Raw genomic sequence first — 18,348 nt, forward strand, 5'->3', positions numbered from 1 at the left:
TGCATGCATCTTCGCTACCGATAGGCTTTCACCCCCTCTACATTCTAGTTAGTAGCAGCTAAGCTATTTCTACTATTTACTCATGTTCACCCAAGATACGAACTTCTCGCTCAAGAGTAACACCTGAGTGCTCTTTAACCTTCTCAATGACAGACTCGATCAATTCCTCATAGTCCTTAGCAGTTCCATCAGCAATATTGACCATAAAGCCTGCGTGCTTTTCTGAGACTTCGACGCCACCGATACGATAACCTTTCAAGCCTGCTTCTGCAATCAATTGACCTGCAAAATGATCCACTGGACGTTTAAAAACTGATCCACATGAAGGATACTCTAAAGGTTGCTTGAGTTCACGAAGGTGAGTCAAGCGGTCCATTTCCTGTTTGATGACTTGGTGATTACCTGGAGCTAGGGCGAACTTAGCAGAAAGGACTACTGCCCCTGATGCTTGAATAGCTGAATGACGGTAACCAAAGTTCAAGTCTTTAGCAGACAAGGTTTCGATTTCACCCTCCTTAGTCAAGATTTGACAAGACTGGAGAACATGAGCAATCTCACCACCATAAGCGCCAGCATTCATAAAGACAGCACCACCGACGCTTCCTGGAATACCACAAGCAAATTCAAAACCAGTCAAACTATGACGTAGGGCAATACGAGTAGTCTCAATCAAGTTTGCTCCAGCTTCAGCCTCAATGGTATAGCCATCAACAGAGACATTATTGAGCTTGTCACACATGATTACAAAGCCACGAACTCCACCCTCACGAACGATAATGTTACTTGCATTTCCAAGAACCATCCAAGGAATGTTTTCCTGATTGGCAAACTTGACCACACGAGCCATCTCATAGCGATTGCGTGGAAAAACTAAATAATCTGCCTTTCCTCCAACTTTTGTATAAGTATAGGTTTTTAAAGGTTCGTCGAAACGAATATCGATTCCTTCTAAGGTTTCTTTTAATTTATCTGATACAGTCATTTTTCTAATCCTTTTATGAAATTCATTCCATTATACCATTTTTAGCGATTTTTTTCGATGATTATGTCACCTTTTACCAGAGACAATACAAAAAAGAGGCTAGGCCTCCTTGATATTACTGCTTCTTGTAAAAGATTGATTTTGTTAGGAAAACGAAAGCCAAAACTTCTACTACTAAAATTCCCTCTACCACCAGAGGATTTGAAATCCAGCCAACTTGAGAAAGGCTCGGTGCCAGATCAAATAAAGCATGCAGACCGTAAGCTGCTACTAGATAAATCCATTTTTTTTGGCGAACAGCTTGGAAAACCCAGAAGGTCAATCCAACTTGAAGAATCAAGGCAAGAATTCTTTCGACTCCCAAAAGATAAATCTGCCAAGCTGCTAGATTATGAATGGTTGCAAGTGTACTCTCAGGTAAGAGTTGCATGATAGCTGGATTTTGCGATTCAACTGCTGAAAATAGGATAAAGAGATTGAGTAAACCAGCAATTCCGATATAAATCATTTCTAGCCCACCATGACCAAGACCATAGGCGAGGGCATCTGAATCTTCCATCTCTCTTTTTTTGTTCAACCATTTGAAAAAGATTAGGCGGGCTGTTTCTTCGAATAAGGCAGCCATACAGATTCCATAAATCACATAGAGAAGGGGATTCTCTGTCATGAGAGCAATGGTTCCATCTCTCTGAGGTCGAAGAACCAGCAAATGAACGATTTTTTCTAAAACCTGTGATGAGGCAAAAAAGGCAACTGCCCCAAGTCCCAAAACTGCAAAATTAATCTTGTATTTCTTTCTTGCGTACCAAACTGCTGCAATGAGGACGGCAAACAAGGCCAGCATCGTTATTATTACATGAATTTTCATATTTGACTCCTTTTATTCTGACTTATCGATATCTTTTTTCATCTCGTCAACATTAAACTTAGCAAATAGATATTGACGATCCTGAACAGGAAAACGTTGATCCAGTTGGTCAACAGCTCCCACTTCTACAATACCTTCCTTGATGACAAAGTCCATAACGTGGCCACCAAAGGTTAGGTCATCTGAGATAAAGTGTAGATGGTAACCAGCAACACTAACTCCATGGAAAATTTCAGGTGTCCAAAAGCCGACGATGGTTCCTGAAACATTTTCGCGACTATACTCTGGCTGATGCGTTGCTACTTCTGCAAACTTAGTTTCAGAGGTTGACTTAGGAATCATGCGCACATGCATGTTCTTGAAATCACCATGAATCTTGATAGAACGAAAAAGGTTTTCACCATCATAGTAAGACTCAATTCTCTTTTCTAACTCCTGATCGGTCATTTCAAAACGCTGACGGAATATAACTTCTGCCTGATGGGGGACAACTGCTGCATAGGGAATAAGCGCATCTGGTGAAACTTCAACAATCTCTGGTTTTTCACCTGAACCCTTGGCTTGATAAGCTTTACCATCTAAGACAATAAGCTCGCCATCGATAGAGTCCAGCGTCCCTAAACCTAAATCACCATGTTGGAGCAATTCACCAACGGTTAGACTTCCTCCATAAAGTCCGGCCATCAGCGCTCCTAAAGTATTGTATTGAAATAATTTTACTGGTTCTTGCACCTTTATCATCTCACTCTTCTTTGAAAATTTTACTTACTAAGTATATCACATTTCTGATTAGAATTGAATGCTAGACTACCTTTTAATACTCAATGAAAATCAAAGAGCAAACTAGGAAACTAGCCGCAGGTTGCTCAAAGCAATGCTTTGAGGTTGTGGATAGAACTGACGAAGGCAGCTCAAAAAACTGTTTTGAGGTTGTGGATAGAACTGACGAAGGCGGCTCAAAACACTGTTTTGAGGTTGTAGATGGAACTGACGAAGTCAGTAACATATATACGGCAAGGCGACGTTGAAGCGGTTTGCAGAGATTTTCGAAGAATATAACATTGCCAAACTTCTAAAAAAAAGGTACAATGTAACAAAATCATGAGAGGTCTGGGATGAAGCAAGAAAGCAAGTATGAACAAGTCGTTCACTATCTAAAAAATGAGATAGAATCAGGTAGATTTCCCACTGGAAGTCGCCTGCCATCTATTCGAAGACTCAGTCAAGATTTTCACTGTAGCAAAGACACCATACAGCGCGCACTCTTAGAACTCCGATACCAGAAATATATCTACTCCAAACCTCAAAGTGGTTACTATGCTTTGGAGCAACAAAGTAGTCATGATGATCTAGAAATTTTAGTCAATGATGAGCACTTGGGTGCCTATGATGACTTTCGTCTTTGTGTAAACGAAAGCTTGATTGGTCGAGAAAACTATCTCTACAACTACTATGAACACCAAGAGGGGTTAGAAGAATTACGAAAGTCTGTTCAGAAACTACTTTTTGAGCAAGCTATCTACAGTAAACCAGACCAACTGGTTCTAACCTCTGGAACCCAGCAGGCTCTCTTTATCCTTTCTCAGATAGACTTTCCGAGTCGGACGCAGGAAATTCTGGTTGAGCAACCTACCTATCATCGAATGAACCAACTCCTGCTGGCTCAGGGGCTTCCCTATCAAACCATTGAACGACGGATTGATGGGATTGATCTAAATGAACTAGAGCAACACTTTAAAAAAGGAAAGATTAAGTTTTTCTATACCATTCCCCGTTTTCACTATCCTCTAGGACATTCCTATACGGACCAAGAAAAACGAGCCATTCTAGATTTGGCTGCCAAGTATCAGATTTACATCGTCGAGGATGACTATCTGGGGGATCTCGATCCCAAAATGGGGCAGACCTTCCACTATCTAGACCAAAATGATCTGGTCATCTATATCAAATCCTTTTCTACCAGTCTTTTCCCTGCTCTTCGGATTACTGCCCTCATACTTCCAAATGCCATCAAAGAAGCCTTTGTGTCCTATAAAAATATCCTTGACTATGATAACAACCTTATCATGCAAAAGGCCTTATCCCTCTACATTGATAGTCAATTATTCGAAAAAAATAGACTAGCTAGACTAGTCCTCCAAGAAAAGAAGCAAGCTCAGATTCAAAAACTTTTAAAAAGTAATCCTATCAATCTCCCAACCTATCCACTCCACGATGGACTCTTACTTGATTTGAGACAGTATCCTAAAATTGCAAGTCTCAAACACAGTTCTCTAGATCTTGACTTTTTCGAGACCTCCTACTTGTCTACTTGTCCCTATCACTTTGCCAAAGTGCCTCTTGAAAAGATAGAAACCACACTAGATTACTTAAAAACAGAGCTGGACTAAGATCCAACTCTGTTTTCTTATTGTTCTACTTCTGTTAGCTTAGCAGCTTTTTCAAGATAAGTCTGGTAAGTTCCGTCATCTTTCAGTTTTTGGATGACCTTATCAACTACTTCCTTCAAATCTGAGTTACCTTTTTTGATAGCTACAGCATTAGCTTCACCTTCTGTCATAGTCAAGCTGACTGAAGCAACTGCCAAATCAGAGTTCTTACCAGCATAGCTTAGTGCTACTGGCTCATCCATATGAACGGCATCTACTTTAGCTGATTGAAGCTCATTAACTGCTTCTCCCATGTTGGTCAATGAAGTCAACTGTGCTTTTGGAAGTTGCTCTTTAACCATTGATTCAGGTACAGTTCCTTTTTGAGCTGCAATATTTGCACTTGCTAGAGAATCCAAATCCTTGTATTTTTCAAGGTCGGACTTTCTGATTAGGAAGCTAATCTTGTTTTCATAGTAAGGAATTGAGAAATCAAAGACTTCTTTTCTTTCTTCAGTTGCACTGATTCCCGCAATGGCCAAATCTGCTTTTCCTGTTTGAAGACTGGTCAAGACATTATCAAAACTCATACTTGAAATTTCTAATTTTACACCAAGTTCATCAGCGATTGCTTGTGCCATATCAATATCAGCACCGACAACTTGATTTTTCCCATCTACAAGTGCTTGAAACTCAAATGGTGCATAGTCTGGGCTAGTTGCGACCACTAATTTACCTTTTTGTTTGATGGCCTCCACTGCTGACTGTGAGCTTGAGTCAGATGACTGACAAGCTACTAAAAAGAAGCTTGCAAGAAAACTACATAAGACAAATATCCATTTTTTAAAATTCATAAATAAACAACCTCTCTGTTAATTTTGTATAATTATAACTCTATAAACTTTGTTTGTCAAGCATATTTTAAATTTTTATGAAAAATTTTCATTTTTTCTTTCAAAAAAGGAGCTTTTACTTACTAACAAGCTCCTTTTTTTGCATAATTAATCAATCTTACAATTCAACAATCTTACCTGTTTCAAAGTAAACAACCCATTCACAGATATTTTTTGCATAGTCACCGATGCGTTCCAAGTAAGAAATAACTTGGAAATAATCACGACCTGTGATGATGGCTTCAGGATGTTTCTTGATTTCCTCTGTAGCAAGGTCTCGAATATTATCAAAGTAATGGTTGATATTTTCATCCATAGTTGCAACTTCATAGGCTTGATCCACAGAACCATTCAAATAAAGTTCTAAAGCAGCCTCAACAAAGTTTTTTACTTCACGACCCATTTTTTTAATTTCTTCTTCAACTGCAGGGATACGTTGCTCACCCTTCATACGAATCGTTGCTTTTGCGATAGATACTGCATGGTCTCCCATACGTTCTAGGTCTGAAACAGCTTTTAAAACTGTCAAAACTGTTCGCAAGTCCTGTGAAACTGGCTGTTGTAGGGCAATCATTTCAAATGATTTCTTTTCAAGTTTCACTTCGTATTCGTTTACTTCTGCATCTTCCTCAATGACTTCTTTTGCCAAGTCACGGTCATGAGTAACAAAAGCACGTACAGTACGATTGATTTGGGAAAGAACTTCTTGTCCCATGGCATAAAACTGATTATGCAATTTCTCTAAATCTTCTTCAAATTGAGATCGTAACATCTTCTCACTCCTTATCCAAATTTACCTGAAATGTAGTCCTCTGTCTCCTTATGTTGAGGATAGAGGAACATATCCTTGGTATCGTTAAATTCAATCAAATCTCCATTGAGGAAAAATCCTGTCTTATCAGAGATTCGAGATGCCTGCTGCATAGAACGAGTGACCAAGAGCATGGTGTACTTGTCTTTTAGACCATACAAGGTTTCCTCAATCTTACCAGCAGAAATAGGGTCCAAGGCTGAAGTTGGTTCATCCAAGAGGATAATCTTTGGACTAGTCGCCAATACACGGGCTACACAGACACGTTGTTGTTGTCCACCTGATAGACCAATTGCTGAATCATGCAAGCGATCCTTGACCTCATCCCAGATTGAAGCACGCTGTAAAGCTTTCTCTACTGCTTCATCCAAAACGTTCTTATCTTTTTCCCCATTAATGCGGAGACCATAAACGACATTTTCATAGATAGACATAGGGAAAGGATTAGGTTGTTGGAATACCATTCCAATTTCCTTACGCAATTCAACTGTATCGGTACGAGGGCTATAGATGTTGTGACCGTTATAAACCACTGATCCAGTTGTCGTCACTTCAGGATTGAGATCCCCCATTCGGTTAATAGCCTTTAGAAGTGTTGATTTTCCAGATCCAGACGGACCAATAAGGGCTGTAATTTCCTTGGGTTGGAATGATAAGGAAACACTATTCAAGACCTTCTTTTTATTGTAATAGACTGACAGGTCTGAAACCTGCAAAATCGGTTCTGTCATACTATTTCCTCTCTAACCAAAGTGTCCAGTTACATAGTCATTTGTTGACTGTAGCTTAGCATTTTGGAAAATATTTGCAGTTTTATCATACTCAATCAAGTCACCCAAGTAGAAAAATCCAGTGTAATCACTCGCACGCGCAGCCTGTTGCATGCTATGGGTCACGATGATGATGGTGAAGTCCTTCTTCAACTCAAGCATAGTTTCCTCAAGCTGGGCTGTCGCAATCGGATCCAAGGCTGATGCAGGTTCATCCATCAAGAGGATGTCTGGTTTTACTGAAATAGCACGGGCAATACAGAGACGTTGCTGCTGGCCTCCTGAAAGCGTTAAGGCTGACTTGTGAAGGTCATCTTTGACCTGATCCCAGAGGGCAGCCTGGCGAAGTGAGGTTTCTACAATTTCATCAAGGACCTTCTTATCCTTAACTCCTGCACGTTCATGTGCAAAGGTGATGTTGCGGTAGATTGATTTAGCAAATGGGTTTGGACGTTGGAAAACCATTCCGATGTGTTTACGCATTTCATAAACATTAATTTCTGGACGGTTAACGTCAATACCTCGATAGAGAATCTGTCCTGTAACCTTTGCAATATCAATGGTATCATTCATACGATTAAGACTGCGTAGATAGGTTGATTTCCCAGATCCAGACGGACCAATCAGGGCCGTGATTTTATTTTTTTCGAATTGCATATCGATGCCCTTGATGGATTCATTTTTACCGTAGTAAACATGTAAATCCTTGGTAGAGAGGGCCACTTTTTCTTCAGGGAAGGTGATGATATGCTTTTCATCCCAGTTATATTTTGACATGGCTTCTCCTTTAGGCAGCGGTTAATTTCTTGTGTAGGTAGCTTCCGAGTTTGCGAGCTCCAAAGTTAAAGATTAAGATAAAGATTAGGAGCACCGCAGCAGAACCTGCTGAAACAAGGGTTCCATCAGGAATAGTTCCTTCACTGTTGACTTTCCAAATATGGACGGCCAAGGTTTCTGCTTGACGGAAGATTGAGATCGGACTGGTTACACTGAGAACATTCCAGTTTGACCAGTCAAGAGCTGGAGCTGATTGTCCTGCCGTATAGATAAGAGCCGCAGCTTCACCAAAGATACGACCTGATGCAAGGACAACACCCGTAACAATACCAGGTAAGGCTTCGGGGATAACGACATGAAGAACTGTTTCCCAACGAGAAAGTCCAAGTGCTAAACCAGCTTCACGTTGTGTATGGTGAACGTGTTTTAAGCTGTCTTCAACATTACGTGTCATCTGTGGAAGGTTAAAGACGGTCAAAGCCAAGGCACCAGAAATAATTGAAAATCCATACTCAAACTGAACTACAAAGATGAGGTAACCAAAGAGACCGACTACGACTGATGGCAGTGAAGACAAAATCTCAATACAGGTACGAACGAAGTTGGTAACACGGCCTTTTTTGGCATACTCAGCCAAGTAAATCCCAGCTCCCATTGACAAAGGCACAGAGATGAACAAGGTGATGACCAAAAGGAAGAAGGAATTATAAAGCTGAATTCCAATACCTCCACCTGCTTGGTAAGAAGATGATTTTCCAGTCAAGAAGGACCAAGAAACATGAGGTAAGCCTCGAACCAAGATATAGAGAATCAAGGAAGCAAGAATGGTCACAATGATTCCTGCGATGGTATAGAGGACAGCTGTTGCAAGTTTATCTAATTTCTTAGCGTGCATAGTTTTTCTTTCCTCTTTCTTTCGTAATCAATTTAATCACACTGTTAAAGGCCAAACTCATCAAGAGCAATACTAAGGCCAGTGACCAAAGAACATTATTATCAACAGTTCCCATAACGGTATTACCAATTCCCATGGTCAATACAGATGTTAAAGTCGCTGCTGGTGTCGTCAATGAAGTTGGAACAACTGCTGAGTTACCAACAACCATCTGAATCGCAAGGGCTTCACCAAAGGCACGCGCCATCCCAAAGACAACAGCTGTAAAAATCCCTGAACGAGCAGCCTTCAAGGTTACACGCCAGATGGTTTGCCAACGAGTCGCTCCCATAGCTAAACTTGCTTCACGGTAGTGACGAGGCACTGCACGTAGACTATCCGTTGTCATAAAGGTTACAGTCGGCAAAATCATAACAAAGAGAACGAAAATCCCTGATAAAATACCGAAACCTGTTCCACCAAAGACACTACGTACAAAAGGTACGACGACCTGCAAACCGATAAATCCATAAACTACCGAAGGAATCCCGACTAGGAGTTCGATAGCAGGTTGCAAAATCTTAGCTCCTTTTGGCGATACTTCTGTCATAAAGACAGCTGCCCCAATGGCAAATGGTGTTGCAATAAGAGCTGATAAGATGGTAACGATAAAGGAACCTAAAATCATTGGAAGGGCGCCAAACTGTTTACCTGAAGGGTTCCAAGTTGCACCAAAAAGAAAATCAAAGATATTCACACCATTGACAAAGAAGGTTGATAAACCTTTTTGGGCTACAAAGATTAAAATCATAGCCACAATGATAACAATCAAAGAGAGGCAGGCAAAAGTCAGACTTTTCCCTAATTTCTCAAGACGAGAGTTCTTTGACGGAGAGAGCAATTTTTTAGATAATTCTTCTTGGTTCATTATTGACTCCCTTCTAGCGCTGTTACAGTCCCTGTAGCATCTTTTTCAACCTTCATTTCCTTAACAGAAATATAGCCCATTCCTTTAACGATTCCGTTCTGAGCTTCGTCTGAAAGGATAAAGTTTAAGAATTCGGCAACTAATTCATTTGGCTCACCAAGTGTATACATATGTTCATAAGACCACAAAGGCCAATTATTCGTGGTTACATTCTCTGAAATTGGTTCATAACCATTGAGTTTGATAGTCCCAACTGAGTCATCAACATAGGCAAAGGCTAAGTAGGAAATGGCTCCAGGGGTTTGAGAAACAATTGATTTGACCATCCCATTTGAATCTTGTTCCTGACTTTGCATTGCTGATTGCCCATCCATGATCACACTGTCAAAAGTAGCACGAGAACCTGAACTTGCCGCACGATTGATAATAGAGATGGCTAAATCTTTCCCACCGACTTCTTTCCAGTTGGTAATTTCTCCTGTGAAGATTTGTCGGAGCTGATCCGTCGTTAGATTATCAACATCTACTTCTTTATTGATAATAACAGCCAAACCTGCAACAGCTACCTTATGGTCGACCAATGCTGAGGCATCAATACCGTCTTTTTCCTCCGCAAATACATCGGAGTTGCCGACATCTACTGCTCCTGACTGAACCTGCGACAGTCCTGTACCAGAACCACCACCCTGAACATTGACTGTTTTTCCGATGTGAGCTGATGCAAATTCATCTGCAGCCGCCTCGACTAAAGGTTGGAGAGCAGTTGAACCAACAGCAGTCATAGACTCCCCACGATCAATCCAACTTGCACATCCTGCTAGTGAACCAGCAAGTAAAAGGATTGCAAGAAAGAGGGTGAGTTTTTTAAATTTTTTCACTATTTGTCTCCTTGAAAATAATGATGAATAGCTTGGAATTCCGCCCTATTTTTCTAATGTTTTATGCAAAAAATCCATAATTCCACTATAACATAGAATAATGATTTTGACTAGTTTTTTACCTTAAACCTCAAACCCTTAGGGAAATAATTCTTCAAGGTATTTCCGGTCACTTTTGCAAAGCCTAGACCATTCCCACCAACTAAAACTTGGTACCAGCCATTTGGCAAAGTTTCAGACAATTGAACTGTCTCACCAGCTACGTATTTAACGAAGTCTTCTTGATGTATTTCAATGACTTGCTTGACTTGGCTTGGTTTTAAGGCTAAACCAAGAGCAAAACTTGGTTCAAAACGTTTTTTCTTAAAGGTTCCAAGATGAAGTCCGTTTCGTGCAATCCTAAGTTTACCCAAATCTGGTAGGACTTCTGGTAAGAGATACAGTTGGTCTCCAAAAGTCTGTAAAATACCTGGCAAATTAATCTTTAGATGTTTTTTTTCAAAATCTTGCCATAAACTCAACTGTTCGCGACTGAGATTAGTCTTAGAAGATTTGAACTTCCCAGCCTTGTTTTGACCTTTAAACTGAAGATGGGCCACGAACTGACCTTCTCCCTTAAAACGATGTGGGTACATCCGAGCTGTCTCTGGAAAATCAATCCCAGGAGCCATACCATTGATAGGTTCGATTGGAATCAATTCAAAATCATAACTATCCAATAACCATTTGACAATTTCTTCGTTTTCTTCTGGAGCCCAGGTACAGGTTGAATATACCAAACGACCACCATCAGCTAACATGGTGACCGCATCCTCTAGAATTTCACGCTGCAAGTCAGCACATTGGCTTGGATATTCTACACTCCAATAATCCATGGCATCTGGTTGTTTTCGGAACATCCCTTCTCCAGAGCATGGTGCATCTAGGACAATTAGGTCAAAATATCCCTTAAATACTTTAGCAAAACGATCGGCAGATTCATTGGTTACAACAACATTTGTTGCACCAAAACGCTCCATATTTTCAACCAAAATCTTAGCTCGCTTGCTAGAAATTTCATTGGAAACAAGTAGTCCTTCACCTGCTAGATAAGCTGCCAGTTGAGTTGATTTCCCACCGGGAGCCGCTGCCAAATCCAAGACCTTTATGCCTGGTTTTGGTTGCGCTACTTGTGCAACCATTTGTGCAGCAGGTTCTTGGGAATAGACCAAACCTGTTACATGCTCAGGAGATTTTCCAGAAACCTTTCCATAGTAGCCCCAGGGTGTATGTGGAATAGCATCTGAAAAAGAAACTTGGCTTTCTTTTAAGGGATTGATGCGAAAGGCAGAAACTGCCTCATCATCAAAAGAGGCAAGAAAAGCTCTTGCCTCATCTCCCAATATTGCTTCATATTTTTTTACAAATCCTTCTGGAAATTGCATGTAAGTTTATTTCCTTTCATAGATATAGGATTGGATTTCTGCCAACTTGTCTGTTGGAACCATCATGATTGGTTGTCGTGTCTGAAAATCCACCGGCTCTCCAGTTAAGGTTACAATCTGATAACCTAAACTTTTTCCAATGATACCAGCTGCAGCATAGTCCCAAGGTTGGAGATAGGTGATATAGGTCAATAGCTGACCAGATAATATTTTTGAAAAGCTGATAGCCGCACTTCCATATATTCGTACACCAAGTGAAGCATTAGCCAATTCTGCCACACCCCAGGCGTTTGTTTCCAACATGCCAGCATTGCTCGCAATTAGAAAATCTCGCAAGGGCTTATCCTTAAAACTAGGCAAGGGTTCCTCATTGAGGCAGGCCTGAAAAGAACCTCCTCCATGATAACAATGACCTTTCATGACATCATAAATGATCCCAAACTGGCCCACACCGTTTTCAAAATATGCTACCATAATGGCAAAATCATCACCTTGGGCGACAAAGTTGTTGGTACCATCAATGGGATCAATGACCCAAACAGATCCATGTCCAACTGAAGCACGTAGACATCCCTCTTCTGCACAAAATTGGTCATCCGGAAAATGCGAACGAATCTTATCAATCAAAAAATTCTGAACTTCCTTGTCCAAACGAGTCACCAAGTCTGTAGGGGATGATTTTCTCTCAATATGCAATTCTTCCTGCATATGAGCTAGAATATAGTCTCCTGCTTCCTTGACAATCTCTTTGGCAAACATAAATTTATTTTCCAAGCGAAATCTTCCCTTCCCCTTGTTCTTTGGCCAATTGGAGAGCTCGATAGAAGGAGTAACCACTCGCAGTTTCAAATTCACGGCCCAAGCGTTTTTCTTCACTCTTGCTTGGAACAATCGCTTTGAATCCCTTATAGGAATCTAGTAGTTTTTTTGCCTCTACCTTGGTCTCATAGGCTGCTTCAACATCATTAAAAAAAGAAAGCACTGAAGCAAGTTCTTCAGTGCTCCACGACAAATCTAGTGGGTAACTATACTGTTTATTCATCTAATTAATACCAGCTCTCAATGTAGCTTCTTTCAGTTCTTGTTTACGGTAACTACGAGGGAGAAAAGCACGAATCTCATCTTCATTAAAACCGATTTGCATCCGCTTTGCATCAATAATAATCGGACGACGCAAAAGACTCGGATACTGCTCAATTAAATGAAGCAACTCCGATACTGAGATACTCTCTACATCAATATTCAATTTTTGAAAAATCTTTGAACGAGTCGAGATGATGTCATCAGTACCATTTTCGGTCAAGGAAAGAATGTGTTGCAGTTCTTTTCTCGTTAAAGGGCTGGTCATAATATTATGCTCTTGGAAGGGCACTTTATGATTCTCGAGCCAGGCCTTTGCTTTACGACATGATGTACAACTCGGTGATAAAAATAGTGTAATCATGCTTTCCTCTTCTTTACATACTTTTCTATTCCTATTATACAAAAAAATAAAGCGCTTGACTAGTTATTTCCGTAAAAAAACCTACTTTTTCAAGAAAAATAGGTTTTTTAGAATCAAATGTGAATGTTCTGCTTAAATATAGACATATTCATGTTACAAACGATAGTTTTTTCCTAGATTTTATTTGGAATCAGTAATACTTTTCTTCACTTATCTATTTGTTTTTCTACTCTGTAGGTACATAAATCCAAAAATCAATTCATACAAGCAGAAAAATAGAAGAAAGGCATGGAGGAAAAAGTCCTCTGGTAGGATAAGAATGACTGGATCCTTTGCTGGATCAAAAAGCCAAGTATCATCTCCCACAAAAAGAATTTGATGAAACAAAGTAAAGAACTGCTCAAATCCAATGAAAACACCAACTAAACCAAGAACCAAAGGTAGCGAGAGCATGATTAAGAGACCTCTACGGTAAAGAGATAGAAATCCTTTCTGAATGACTTGCTTCCAAAAAAGATAGAATATCGGTAGAGTTACTAGTGCTACTCCTTGAGCCAGATGGAACAAACCCTTCACAACCGCAAAATGATGGATTCCAGATGCAGATGAAGGAAAATCTGGCATTTCCAATGCTTGATTTAATGGATTGGTCAAATAATCCATCAAAACATTAAAGTTATGCTGGATTATCTGAGGTTGCAGATGAACACGATTTGTCAAGTTTAACCAAGAAATTTCCTGAGGATAGATTAGCCATGCTAGGTATATTGTCAATAAAATAGCAAGCGAGAGGAGAAAGAGAATACTTCCTACAAAAGTAAACTTAGTTTTCATCGAAATTCCACTCCGCTAGACTTGAAAGGACATGAGTTGGTGCAATTGGCAAGTCTGCTACTTCTTCAGGTTTTGTAAACCCTGTCGTCACCAAAAGACTAGGAATGCCATTGTCAATACCAGCTCGAATATCAGTCAGGTAATTATCGCCCACCATGACAATTTCTTGGCGCTCAAGTCCTAGGTGTTCAATAGCCTTGTCCATAATAATCGCATTAGGTTTTCCAATATAAACTGGTTTTACACGAGTTGCTGCTTCAAGAAGAGTAATCAGTGAACCAGCACCAGGCAAAAGTCCACGTTCCGTTGGGATGTTCAAATCAGGGTTGGTACCGATAAAATGAGCTCCTTTATGAATAGCTAGGGTTGCCGTAGCAAATTTTTCATAGTCTACTTGCCAGTCCAAGCCAACAACCACATAGGCTGGATTTTCTTTATCTTCAACGTATCCTGCTGCTTGAATTGCTTCCTTGAGCCCTGCTTCTCCGATGACATAAACTGTCTTATCAAGTCCTAGGTCATTCATGTAATCAATAGTCGCTAAGGTTGCAGTATAGATGGTCGATACAGGCGTATCGATGTTAAAGTGATTGGCTAGCATCTCTTGAACACTTTCAGGTGTACGAGTGGTGTTGTTTGTCACAAAAAGATAAGGAATCTCTCTTTTTTGTAACTCATGAACAAAAGCTTCACCTGCTGGGATTCTATCTTTCCCCTTATAGATTGTTCCGTCTAAATCAATTAAATATCCTTTATAAGTCATACATTTCCTTCTAATCTTTGTTAATTTCTTGCCAAGTTATTTTTGCCTGAGCATTGATGTCGCCATCACTTGAGACTTGGTGATTACTTTCTAGTTCATTCAATTCATAACTAGAAGTGATCATGCCTCCTGGTCGAACTTCCTTGACATATTTGAGGTTGATTTTTTTAGGAACATGATTGGTCAGAAAATCTGCTCCCATGACCTCAAAAATCCAATCTAGGTATTTGCTGTTATTGACGTGACCATTCATATCCAAGTCATAAAAACGAACGTGGTAGTCCTTGCTTATCGCTTCTTCCAGCTCTGTATATTTTGGCCCACGGACTAGTTTCTTAGAAAACTCAGATTGATAAGGAGCGACAATTTCTGGTACTACAGGATGAACCTTTCGACTCTCACGATCCATAAGGACAAAGGTAGCTACCATATGAATGATTTCTTGACCATCTTCATCATAAATAGTAAATCGGCGGTAGCAAAATAGACGATTATAGGTCAAAGCTTCTGTTTCAATGGTGATTTCCTCAGCAAATTGAGGTAAACGTACAACATCGATATCGTAATCTGTGATAATCCAGACCAGATTATACTGTTCTAAAACATCCTTGTCACTCACTCCCAATTCAATTGACTGCATCCCTGATACCTGGAGGGACAACAAGATCACATCTGGTAGCTTGATATGACCATTCATGTCAGCCATATCAAAAGGAATTTTCATCTTCATTTGATAAGTTAAGCCCATAATTTTACTCCAATATAAATCGTTCTGCTACTGTATCACCTAAAAAGAGACCTCTCTTGGTCATACGAACACGATCACCCTCAACCTGCATAAGACCTTGTTGCACCAAGTCTCTGACAATTTGTCCATAAAGTCCCTGGAAAGACCGTTCGAATTTTTCTTCAAAGCGCGCCATGGAAATACCTGACTTCTTGCGAAGGCCAAGAAACATCTCTTCTTCCATTTGCTCCCTTTGACTCAAGTGTTCCTCATTGATACGAGCACTTCCCTCTTCTACCGCCTTTAAATAATGGCGGATCGGCCCATGGTTTTTATAGCGAACACCGTCTACATAGCCAGACGCACCAGCACCGATTCCATAATACTCAGCATTGTCCCAGTACATAAGATTGTGACGACTTTCAAAGCCTTGCTTAGAAAAGTTAGAAATCTCATAGTGCACAAAGCCAGCTCTTTCTAGTTCTGCAATGATATACTCAAACATCTCTGCTTCTAATTCTTCCTTAGGAAGAGGTAGTTTCCCTCGTCTCATGCGATTCATAAAGACCGTATGATTTTCCAAAATCAAGCTATAGAGACTCATGTGGGGAATGTCCAAAGCGATAGCCTTGGCAACATTGTCCTTGACCTGGTCCATGGTCTGACCAGGAAGTGCGTAAATTAAGTCAATGGAAATATTGTCAAAACCAGCAAGTTTGAGGCGGTCGATATTTTCATAAATATCCTTTTCCGTATGACTACGCCCTATCTTTTTCAGCATTTTATCATCAAAGGTCTGAACACCTAGTGAAACACGATTAACTGCAGAATTTTGCAGAACAGCAATCTTATCCGCATCCAGGTCACCAGGATTAGCCTCGATGGTCAATTCTTCCAACATTGATAAGTCCAGGTTTTTAGTCAATCCATCTAACAAAACTTCCAATTGAGAAGCAGACAAGGCTGTCGGTGTCCCACCACCAATATAGAGTGTACGCAATTTTTGAATATCATAAGAATGAAATTCTTGCAGTAGATGCTCTAGATAGCTGTCTACTGGCTGATTTTTAATAAAGACCTTGGAAAAGTCACAATAATAACAAATCTGTGTGCAAAATGGTATATGCACGTAGGCTGATGTCGGTTTCTTCTGCATAGTATTTATTATACCACAAAAGCGAACAATACTTAGAATTCCGTTTAACAAAATCCTAGCATTGTTCGCTTTCTTTATCTAAACATTCTTTTTATTTTACGACTAACATGATTCCCAGAACCAATCTAGTTTGTCTTTATAACACAAAAGAATGAATGTTTATTTGACTAAATTTTTAGTCTTCTTTTTTCTTTCCCAAAGCAAGTCCGAGACCGCCTAGAATACCAAGAAGGCCTAGAGAGGCAAGAGTCGCATTTGATTCAGTACCAGTATTTGGCAATACTTTTTGAGAATCATTTGACTTAGCTTCATTAGTATCAGGTGTTACTGGCGCAACTGGTGTTTCTGGTGTTACCTTACCTGGTGTTGTTACTGGAACTTCTACAGCTGGTTTACCTGGTTCTGTAATCTTACCTGTACCTGGAACTTTACCGTCTGGTAATTCACTGTTTGGTACTTTACCTTTACCGTCTTCACCGATTGTTACGGTGATTGGGTTTCCATCTTTACCTGGGATTTCTACCTTAGTTCCTGGTGGGAATGTTGAGCCATCTGGTCTCTTAGGTGTTACTGTAACGTCACCTGTCTTAGGATCTTGTTCAACATCTACTGTTGGTGTCTTACGAGCTGGTGTTGTTACATCTACTGGTTGTGATGGTTTCTTGTTCGGTTCGGTTACTGTTCCTGTACCTGGTACTTTACCGTCTGGTAATTCACTGTTTGGTACTTTACCTTTACCGTCTTCACCGATTGTGACTGTGATTGGGTTACCATCTTTACCTGGGATTTCTACCGTAGTTCCTGGTGGGTATGTTGATCCATCTGGTTTCTTAGGTGTTACTGTAACGTCACCTGTCTTAGGATCTTGTTCAACATCTAGTGTTGGTGTCTTACGAGCTGGTGTTGTTACATCTACTGGTTGGGATGGTTTCTTATTAGGTTCGGTTACTGTTCCTGTACCTGGGACATCTTTCTTAGGAAGGTTGTCATTTGGTACTTCACCTGAACCATTGTCGCCAATTGTAACTGTGATTGGTGTGCCATTTTCACCTGGAATTTCTACCGTAGTTTTTGGTGGGTATGTTGAACCATCTGGTTTCTTAGGCGTTACAATCGCATTTCCATTTGGTTGTTGAGTGATTTCAATCTTACCTGGTTTTTCAGTTACTGGTGTTTCTGGTGTTACCTTAGCTGGAGTTTCTACTGGAACTTCAACTGCTGGTTGACCTGGTTCTGTAATCTTACCTGTACCTGGTACTTTACCGTCTGGTAATTCACTGTTTGGTACTTTACCTTTACCGTCTTCACCGATTGTGACTGTGATTGGGTTACCATCTTTACCTGGGATTTCTACCTTAGTTCCTGGTGGGAATGTTGAGCCATCTGGTTTCTTAGGTGTTACTGTAACGTCACCTGTCTTAGGATCTTGTTCAACATCTAGTGTTGGTGTCTTACGAGCTGGTGTTGTTACATCTACTGGTTGTGATGGTTTTTTATTAGGTTCGGTTACTGTTCCTGTACCTGGGACATCTTTCTTAGGAAGGTTGTCATTTGGTACTTCACCTGAACCATTGTCGCCAATTGTGACTGTGATTGGTGTGCCATTTTCACCTGGAATTTCTACCGTAGTTTTTGGTGGGTATGTTGAACCATCTGGTTTCTTAGGCGTTACAATCGCATTTCCATTTGGTTGTTGAGTGATTTCAATCTTACCTGGTTTTTCAGTTACTGGTGTTTCTGGTGTTACCTTAGCTGGAGTTTCTACTGGAACTTCAACTGCTGGTTGACCTGGTTCTGTAATCTTACCTGTACCTGGTACTTTACCGTCTGGTAATTCACTGTTTGGTACT

The 18,348-nt window shown here is 40.3% G+C and carries 20 protein-coding genes; 1 reads left to right on the top strand and 19 read right to left on the bottom strand.

Features of this window, described 5'->3' with window-relative positions; all coding sequences use genetic code 11:
• Positions 1-76: 76 nt before the first annotated feature.
• The 3 genes from murB to budA all read right to left on the bottom strand — a co-directional run bounded on the left by murB (position 77) and on the right by budA (position 2,591).
• The gene (murB, locus tag GEZ89_RS01890) at positions 77-982 is read right to left on the bottom strand and encodes a UDP-N-acetylmuramate dehydrogenase (RefSeq protein WP_153224757.1); all 906 of its coding nucleotides are present in this window, start codon (positions 980-982) and stop codon (positions 77-79) included.
• Between the two features lie 115 nt (positions 983-1,097).
• Positions 1,098-1,850 (bottom strand): YhfC family intramembrane metalloprotease, encoded by a 753-nt coding sequence (locus GEZ89_RS01895; RefSeq protein ID WP_153224758.1) that lies wholly within the window; start codon positions 1,848-1,850, stop codon positions 1,098-1,100.
• Between the two features lie 12 nt (positions 1,851-1,862).
• Positions 1,863-2,591, bottom strand: coding sequence for an acetolactate decarboxylase (gene budA, locus GEZ89_RS01900; protein WP_153224759.1), 729 nt, complete (start codon positions 2,589-2,591; stop codon positions 1,863-1,865).
• Between the two features lie 374 nt (positions 2,592-2,965).
• On the opposite strand from budA, the gene GEZ89_RS01905 reads away from it, so the two are divergent.
• Positions 2,966-4,240 carry a PLP-dependent aminotransferase family protein gene (locus GEZ89_RS01905; RefSeq protein WP_153224760.1) on the top strand — a complete coding sequence of 425 codons (1,275 nt, stop codon included), beginning with the start codon at positions 2,966-2,968 and terminating at the stop codon, positions 4,238-4,240.
• A 17-nt stretch (positions 4,241-4,257) separates the two neighbouring features.
• Here the strand turns inward: GEZ89_RS01905 and GEZ89_RS01910 are convergent, their stop codons facing one another.
• The 16 genes from GEZ89_RS01910 to GEZ89_RS01985 form a co-directional block, all read right to left on the bottom strand.
• On the bottom strand, positions 4,258-5,073 hold the full coding sequence (locus tag GEZ89_RS01910) for an ABC transporter substrate-binding protein (RefSeq protein WP_153224761.1): 816 nt from the start codon (positions 5,071-5,073) through the stop codon (positions 4,258-4,260).
• Positions 5,074-5,230: 157 nt separating this feature from the next.
• On the bottom strand, positions 5,231-5,884 hold the full coding sequence (gene phoU, locus GEZ89_RS01915; protein WP_049526968.1) for a phosphate signaling complex protein PhoU: 654 nt from the start codon (positions 5,882-5,884) through the stop codon (positions 5,231-5,233).
• An 11-nt stretch (positions 5,885-5,895) separates the two neighbouring features.
• Positions 5,896-6,654 carry a phosphate ABC transporter ATP-binding protein PstB gene (gene pstB, locus GEZ89_RS01920; protein ID WP_153224762.1) on the bottom strand — a complete coding sequence of 253 codons (759 nt, stop codon included), beginning with the start codon at positions 6,652-6,654 and terminating at the stop codon, positions 5,896-5,898.
• Positions 6,655-6,666: 12 nt separating this feature from the next.
• Entirely contained in the window at positions 6,667-7,470 is an 804-nt protein-coding gene (gene pstB, locus GEZ89_RS01925; protein ID WP_153224763.1) for a phosphate ABC transporter ATP-binding protein PstB, read from the bottom strand.
• Between the two features lie 10 nt (positions 7,471-7,480).
• Positions 7,481-8,365 (bottom strand): phosphate ABC transporter permease PstA, encoded by an 885-nt coding sequence (gene pstA / locus GEZ89_RS01930; protein ID WP_045763362.1) that lies wholly within the window; start codon positions 8,363-8,365, stop codon positions 7,481-7,483.
• A complete protein-coding gene (pstC, locus tag GEZ89_RS01935; RefSeq protein ID WP_045763363.1) occupies positions 8,355-9,272 on the bottom strand; it encodes a phosphate ABC transporter permease subunit PstC in 918 nt (305 codons plus the stop codon). Before pstC ends, pstA begins: the two co-directional genes overlap by 11 nt.
• Positions 9,272-10,150, bottom strand: coding sequence for a phosphate ABC transporter substrate-binding protein PstS (locus tag GEZ89_RS01940; protein WP_322741467.1), 879 nt, complete (start codon positions 10,148-10,150; stop codon positions 9,272-9,274). The genes pstC and GEZ89_RS01940 overlap by 1 nt, the downstream gene beginning before the upstream one ends.
• Positions 10,151-10,260: 110 nt before the next feature.
• On the bottom strand, positions 10,261-11,574 hold the full coding sequence (locus GEZ89_RS01945) for an RsmF rRNA methyltransferase first C-terminal domain-containing protein (protein ID WP_153224764.1): 1,314 nt from the start codon (positions 11,572-11,574) through the stop codon (positions 10,261-10,263).
• A gap of 6 nt (positions 11,575-11,580) precedes the next feature.
• Positions 11,581-12,348 (bottom strand): inositol monophosphatase family protein, encoded by a 768-nt coding sequence (locus GEZ89_RS01950; protein ID WP_153224765.1) that lies wholly within the window; start codon positions 12,346-12,348, stop codon positions 11,581-11,583.
• Positions 12,338-12,616 (bottom strand): UPF0223 family protein, encoded by a 279-nt coding sequence (locus GEZ89_RS01955; protein ID WP_153224766.1) that lies wholly within the window; start codon positions 12,614-12,616, stop codon positions 12,338-12,340. The genes GEZ89_RS01950 and GEZ89_RS01955 overlap by 11 nt, the downstream gene beginning before the upstream one ends.
• Positions 12,617-13,018, bottom strand: coding sequence for a Spx/MgsR family RNA polymerase-binding regulatory protein (locus GEZ89_RS01960; protein ID WP_045763368.1), 402 nt, complete (start codon positions 13,016-13,018; stop codon positions 12,617-12,619).
• A gap of 210 nt (positions 13,019-13,228) precedes the next feature.
• On the bottom strand, positions 13,229-13,852 hold the full coding sequence (locus GEZ89_RS01965; protein ID WP_153224767.1) for a TIGR01906 family membrane protein: 624 nt from the start codon (positions 13,850-13,852) through the stop codon (positions 13,229-13,231).
• Positions 13,842-14,615: a TIGR01457 family HAD-type hydrolase gene (locus GEZ89_RS01970; RefSeq protein WP_153224768.1), complete on the bottom strand. Its 774-nt coding sequence runs from the start codon at positions 14,613-14,615 to the stop codon at positions 13,842-13,844. Before GEZ89_RS01970 ends, GEZ89_RS01965 begins: the two co-directional genes overlap by 11 nt.
• 10 nt (positions 14,616-14,625) lie before the next feature.
• Positions 14,626-15,363 carry an acyl-[acyl-carrier-protein] thioesterase gene (locus tag GEZ89_RS01975; protein WP_153224769.1) on the bottom strand — a complete coding sequence of 246 codons (738 nt, stop codon included), beginning with the start codon at positions 15,361-15,363 and terminating at the stop codon, positions 14,626-14,628.
• A 4-nt stretch (positions 15,364-15,367) separates the two neighbouring features.
• Positions 15,368-16,498, bottom strand: coding sequence for a radical SAM family heme chaperone HemW (hemW, locus tag GEZ89_RS01980; RefSeq protein WP_153224770.1), 1,131 nt, complete (start codon positions 16,496-16,498; stop codon positions 15,368-15,370).
• 175 nt (positions 16,499-16,673) lie between these two features.
• Positions 16,674-18,348, bottom strand: a 1,675-nt coding sequence (locus GEZ89_RS01985; protein ID WP_153224771.1) for an LPXTG cell wall anchor domain-containing protein, incomplete at its 5' end; no start/stop codon positions are given.

The sequence above is a fragment of the Streptococcus mitis genome (genome assembly GCF_009496285.1).
Taxonomy (GTDB): domain Bacteria; phylum Bacillota; class Bacilli; order Lactobacillales; family Streptococcaceae; genus Streptococcus; species Streptococcus mitis_BP.